Annotated in this window: 5 protein-coding genes; 3 read left to right on the top strand and 2 right to left on the bottom strand. The window is 41.7% G+C overall.

All coding sequences use genetic code 11. From position 1 onward, the window contains the following. The 3 genes from ACT3RN_RS14135 to dnaK all read left to right on the top strand — a co-directional run. A partial coding sequence (locus ACT3RN_RS14135; protein ID WP_444518732.1) for a metallophosphoesterase occupies positions 1–513 on the top strand: 513 nt, incomplete at its 5' end. Between the two features lie 346 nt (positions 514–859). Next, entirely contained in the window at positions 860–1,432 is a 573-nt protein-coding gene (gene grpE / locus ACT3RN_RS14130; RefSeq protein WP_444518731.1) for a nucleotide exchange factor GrpE, read from the top strand. A gap of 255 nt (positions 1,433–1,687) precedes the next feature. Continuing rightward, positions 1,688–3,631 carry a molecular chaperone DnaK gene (dnaK, locus tag ACT3RN_RS14125; protein ID WP_442070093.1) on the top strand — a complete coding sequence of 648 codons (1,944 nt, stop codon included), beginning with the start codon at positions 1,688–1,690 and terminating at the stop codon, positions 3,629–3,631. Between the two features lie 121 nt (positions 3,632–3,752). Here dnaK and ACT3RN_RS14120 read toward each other — a convergent pair whose 3' ends face one another. Together ACT3RN_RS14120 and ACT3RN_RS14115 are read right to left on the bottom strand one after the other, a co-directional pair. After that, entirely contained in the window at positions 3,753–4,562 is an 810-nt protein-coding gene (locus ACT3RN_RS14120) for a methyltransferase domain-containing protein (RefSeq protein WP_192519491.1), read from the bottom strand. Positions 4,563–4,656: 94 nt separating this feature from the next. Beyond that, the gene (locus tag ACT3RN_RS14115; RefSeq protein WP_442070091.1) at positions 4,657–5,892 is read right to left on the bottom strand and encodes an 8-amino-7-oxononanoate synthase; all 1,236 of its coding nucleotides are present in this window, start codon (positions 5,890–5,892) and stop codon (positions 4,657–4,659) included. Between the last annotated feature and the right edge of the window lie 19 nt (positions 5,893–5,911).

The raw sequence follows: 5,911 nt of genomic DNA, 5'->3' as shown, positions 1-5,911 counted from the left end.
ATGCACGAACATTTATCAAAACTAAAGGCGCCTCTTGGGGTTTATGCTACTTTGGGTAACCATGATTATCGAGGCTATGATGGAGTGATAGCTGAGGCCGTTGAAGCGGCAGGTATTAAAGCGCTTGATAACGAGAGTGTGCTATTAGATGACTCAGTGTGGCTGGTTGGGCGCTCAGATGATGTTGACCAGACCAGATTATCAGCGAAGGAGCTAATGACCCAAGTTGATAGTAATAAGCCAGTGGTGTTTTTAGAGCATCGTTCTTCTATGATGGATGAGATCAAAGCATTGCCAGTTGATTTACATTTATCAGGGCATACTCATGGTGGACAGATATTTCCATTGACGATGCTGATGAATTGGTTAAAGCCGCTCAACTATGGTACCAAAACAATAGAAGACACGCAGTTTTTGGTAACGTCAGGTTATGGTATCGGTGCAGTGCCTTTTAGATTGGGCACGCGTTCGGAGATTTGGATGATTACGCTGACTGGTAAGAGTGAGCAATAACGGTTTCGTTGTAATGAGGGTTTCTCGATAGAAATATCTGTCTCGTCAAAAAACTTCTCGCCACAAATAGTATTTTTTAGCACCTATTCATATCTGATTAGAGCAAAGGAAACACTTCACAAGCAGTTTAGATTAAATTAAACCAAAATTTGTGGCAAATTAGAAAAAATCCTGCATTTTAGGCTTGAAATTTATACCCATCACCTTTATCAAGCAGCTAGTAAAGCGCATTAATAAAAAATGAGCGAAATATTTTAAGTATCTAATAAGGACGCTCAATAGCTGGTGATGAGCCAGTCTACCGTGTCCTATATGAACCATCATTATCACATTCTAAGGAGCTATCATGAGCGAGCAAAACGTGGCGCAAGATAACATTGATCAGAGTGACAGTGTTTTAGATGAAACGCTGAAAGAGTTTGATCCACAAAATAACTCAGGTGAAGAGGCGACCATCGACAATGATATCGACATTGAGACTTTTAAAGCACGTATCGCTGAGCTAGAAGGCGAAGTTAAGCAAGCCAAGGAAACCACGGCTCGCGCCAATGCAGAAGCGTACAATGCGCAAAAACGTATGGAGCAAGAAGCAGAAAAGAGCAAAAAGTTCGCGCTACAAAAGTTTGCCAAGGAGTTGTTGGATATTGTCGACAACTTAGAGCGTGCTATCGAAAGTGCTGATGCTAATGATCCAGTAGCCGAAGGTGTGCAACTGACGCATAAAGCTTTAATAGCACTACTCACTAAAAATGGTGTAGAAGTGGTTGACCCACAAGGTGAAAAGTTTAACGCTGATTTTCATGAAGCGGTTGGAATTGATGCCGATGCTGAAGCTGATACTGTCGGTACTGTATTGCAAAAAGGTTATAGCTTGAATGGTCGTTTGTTGCGTCCAGCAATGGTCCGTGTTGGTCAATAGTATTTAGGGCGTTATCGCTAATACAACAACGGTTAAGATCACAGCTTCATTATATAATTAAGAAACAATAAGTTTTTAACTGTGCTAAACCCTAATATTAATAAGGGTTTTCACAAAAAGTCACACAAAAGACAATTTTTGCGTGGGTTTTGACTTGAAAAAATTAACAAGCAAACCGATATAAAGCAACAAGTGACCGACATTGGTCTGAGTATATAATTATTTATATTTAAAACAAATTAGGAGCAATTGATTATGGGTAAAGTAATTGGTATTGATTTAGGTACAACTAATTCATGTGTTGCAGTAATGGAAGGTGACAAGGTTAAAGTCATCGAAAATGCTGAAGGCACTCGCACAACACCATCGATCGTCGCTTATAAAGATGACGAAATTCTCGTTGGTCAGTCAGCTAAGCGTCAAGCAGTTACCAACCCAAGCAATACATTGTTTGCGATTAAGCGTTTGATCGGTCGTCGTTTTGATGACAAAGTTGTACAAAAAGACATCGGTATGGTGCCATACAAAATCGCCAAAGCAGATAACGGTGATGCATGGGTAGAAATCAATGGTAAAAAGCTTGCACCACCACAGGTTTCTGCTGAAATCTTGAAAAAAATGAAGAAAACAGCTGAAGATTATCTTGGTGAAAGCGTGACAGAAGCGGTTGTAACCGTACCTGCATATTTCAACGATTCACAGCGTCAAGCGACCAAAGATGCAGGTAAAATTGCTGGTCTTGATGTAAAACGTATCATCAACGAACCAACTGCTGCTGCGCTTGCCTATGGTATGGACAAGAAGCAAGGCGATAGCACTGTTGCTGTATATGACTTAGGTGGTGGTACGTTTGATGTATCAATCATCGAAATCGCTGACGTAGATGGCGAGCAGCAGTTCGAAGTACTAGCAACCAATGGTGACACATTCCTTGGCGGTGAAGATTTTGATTCAGCGTTGATCGACTTTTTGGTAGACGAGTTCAAAAAAGATCAAGACTTCAACCTAAAAGGTGATTCTCTTGCGATGCAGCGTCTAAAAGAAGCTGCAGAAAAAGCCAAAATCGAGTTGTCAAGTGCCCAAAGTACTGAAGTAAACCTGCCATATATCACTGCTGATAGCAGTGGTCCTAAGCATTTGGTTGTTACTATCAGCCGCTCAAAACTAGAGAGTTTAACTGAAGAGCTAGTACAGCGTACCATGGGTCCTTGTAAAATTGCTCTTGAAGATGCCGGTCTAAAAATTGGTGATATCGATGACGTCATCCTAGTTGGTGGTCAGACTCGTATGCCTTTAGTACAGAAAAAAGTAGAAGATTTCTTCGGTCAAGAGCCACGTAAAGACGTGAACCCTGATGAAGCAGTAGCAGCAGGTGCATCAATTCAAGGTGCTGTATTATCTGGTGACAAAACTGACGTACTATTGCTTGATGTGACTCCGTTGACTTTAGGTATCGAAACAATGGGCGGTGTTATGACACCAATCATTGAGAAAAACACCATGATTCCTACTAAGAAATCACAGGTATTCTCAACAGCTGAAGACAACCAACCAGCAGTAACCATTCAGGTTTATCAAGGTGAGCGTAAAATCGCTAACCAAAACAAACAGCTTGGTCGTTTTGATTTGACAGATATTCCACCAGCACCACGTGGTCTACCACAAATCGAAGTAACTTTTGACATCAATGCTGATGGTATTATGAATATTTCAGCAACAGATAAAGGTACTGGTAAAGCACAAAGCATCCAGATCAAAGCAGATTCTGGTTTGTCGGATGAAGAAGTTGAACAAATGGTTCGCGATGCAGAAGCCAATGCTGCAGAAGATGAAAAGTTCGCTAACCTAGCGCAAGTACGTAACGAAGCAGATGGTCGTATCCATGCGGTACAAAAAGCGCTAAAAGAAGCAGAAGACAAAGTCACTGATGAAGAAAAATCAACAGTTGAAGCTGCTATCTCTGAGCTTGAGACAGCGACCAAAGAAGATGATCATGATGACATCAAAGCCAAGCTTGAAGCGCTAGACAATGCTTTCTTACCAATCAGCCAAAAAATCTACGCTGATAGCGGTGCTGGTGCAGAAGGCATGGATCCAAGTCAGTTCCAACAAGGTGCTGAAGGTGAAGCAGACAATAACCAAGCGGATGATGATGTTGTGGACGCTGAGTTCACTGAAGTCGACGAAGACAAGAAGTAATACTGCTGAACGAATAAGTAGTTAAATAAAAAACGCATCCTTCGGGATGCGTTTTTTTATGGCTACTATTTCCAATAATTGTGCTTCCTATTAGCTACTATTCTTGTCATATGCTGCGTGATTAAGGTTTAAATGCACTCACTATAAGCGCTTCATAAGTTAGGCTTACACCGAGCTTACCTTCTTCATCTTTTACAGAAAACTGCTGCCAGTACGCTTGCTCAAACTGCTGTAACCGTGTTTTTGTCCACGTAAATGGTGGTGTATTATTTGACTGTATTTGCGTTTGATTGGTCGATACTCCCGTTAGTTTCATGTGTTTAAGCACCTCGTAGGGGCGTGTAAACCATAAATCAAAACGCTGTGTGGTTACCTGACAATCTATAAACCCTGCCTTATTTAACGCTAGTTGCCATGCCTCGATACTCGGATACAGTAGTCCTTGATCTATTAATGTTTTAATCTGCAAAAAATTATTTGGGGTAAAGGTGCTAAAAACCAGCTGTCCTTCAGGTTGTAAGCGGCGTGCTGATTGTGCGACAAAGCTCAATGGATCATCAAACCATTGCACGGCATTGGCACTGACTATCAAACTATGGTTTTCTGCCAAACCTAGGGTTTCAGCGTCACCAACGATGATTTCAGCAGTGGGCAGTATTGATTGTAATGTAACAGTATGCTCACTACATAATTCGTTAATGAGCCAGTGATGGCTGTGGATTTGCTCAGCGAGTAACCGTGTCATTTGACCTGTGCCTGCACCGATTTCCAATACACTACTTTGTTTAGTATGAGCAATATTATCCAGTAGATACTGACAAACTATTTGCTGAACATTGGCATGTTGGTCATAGTCTCTAGCGCTTGCAAAATGGCGAGCGATGATTTGTTTTCTGATGCTAAAGTGAGTGGCTGTAGAGAGTGTTGTCATATTATTCAGGTCATCTAAGTCAGACGGTTTTTTGGATAAAAAGGCTGATATCTAATAATAAGGTGGTTGATAAAAGGCAGGATGCTACTACCTATTAGGTGAGTTGTTGGATGAGTTGCTGGCAGTCTTGATGCGTCAGCTTAGCATTCATAACCAGACGAATACGAGCGGTGTTTGCAGGGACGGTGGGTGGTCTAATAGGCAGTGCATAAAACCCTGCTGCCTGTAACTGTTGCGCTTTGGCAAGTGTACTTGCATTGTCGCCTAATATATAAGGAACGATAGGGGATTCATAATGTACCTTTTCAGCAGCTGAGGATACACGATATTGCGGTGCGATGGCTCGGCTCAGTGTGGTAGAGAGTTGTGCCAAATGTGCGCGTTCGTCAGTCAATGTGGGCATTTTTGCTAAAATAAATCGTGTCCATGCATGATTGATAGGAGGTAACGCCGTACTAAAAATCAATGGGCGCATAGTATTAATCAGCCACTGTTTGACGGTCTCATTACACATGATATACGCCCCAACTGACGCGAAAGCCTTACCAAAGGTACCAACTAAATAATCAATTTCAGCCAACGTTACTGTCTCTTCTGCCAGCCCTAATCCTGTATTACCTAAAACACCAACCGCATGTGCTTCATCGACGTATAGCTCTATACGAGCGTCTTTAGCTTTTAATGCCACCAGCTTTTGTAAGTCGGCGCGGTCACCATCCATACTAAAAATACTCTCAGTAACAATAATAATGCGCTCAACGGCTGGGTCTGCTTGTTCAATAAATCTGGCCAAATGCTCGTAATCATTGTGACGATAACGGCGATAGCTGACAAGCTTACTTTGGCTCAGTTGCAATCCATCGATGATACTGGCATGTACCAGCTTGTCAGCCAAAATAAGTGTTTTGACTGGCAATAAGGTCAGTGCAGGTAAGATACCAATATTTGCATGGTAGCCACTATTGAGTACCAGTACAGATTTGTTGGTAGGTACGCCTTGTTGATTTACCGCATTCTGATACCAACTTTGTAATTCTGACTCTAATAGTTGTAGTTGTGTGTTGTTACCTGTGAGGAGCCGTGAAGAGGTAGCACTCATTTTAGGTACTGTTGCTGCAGGTAATCCTTCTATTTGGTTGAGAAATTCCTCTTGTAGCTCAGCATCACCGCCCAAGCCAAGATAGTCATTACTCGCAATATTAAGCAAAGCTTTACCTTCGCTCACGATATACCGTCCACTATGCCTCAGATTTGGGAGTTGACGGTATTGTTGATTTGTTTTGAGCTTGTCGAGCGCTGATTGCATATGATTAAGGATAAGGTTTGTCATTTTTTCTCTTAATTTTTAT

The sequence above is a fragment of the Psychrobacter sp. AOP5-GZ1-6 genome (genome assembly GCF_052376345.1).
Classification (GTDB): Bacteria; Pseudomonadota; Gammaproteobacteria; order Pseudomonadales; family Moraxellaceae; genus Psychrobacter.
The sequence above is the reverse complement of the archived record's forward strand: the minus strand, read 5'-3'. Positions and strand labels throughout refer to the sequence as shown.

Excerpts from the sequence above, each read along its gene's own strand:
- grpE (WP_444518731.1), top strand. The coding sequence starts at position 860 with ATGAGCGAGCAAAACGTGGCGCAAGATAACATTGATCAGAGTGACAGT.
- dnaK (WP_442070093.1), top strand. The coding sequence starts at position 1,688 with ATGGGTAAAGTAATTGGTATTGATTTAGGTACAACTAATTCATGTGTT.
- ACT3RN_RS14120 (WP_192519491.1), bottom strand. The coding sequence starts at position 4,562 with ATGACAACACTCTCTACAGCCACTCACTTTAGCATCAGAAAACAAATC.
- ACT3RN_RS14115 (WP_442070091.1), bottom strand. The coding sequence starts at position 5,892 with ATGACAAACCTTATCCTTAATCATATGCAATCAGCGCTCGACAAGCTC.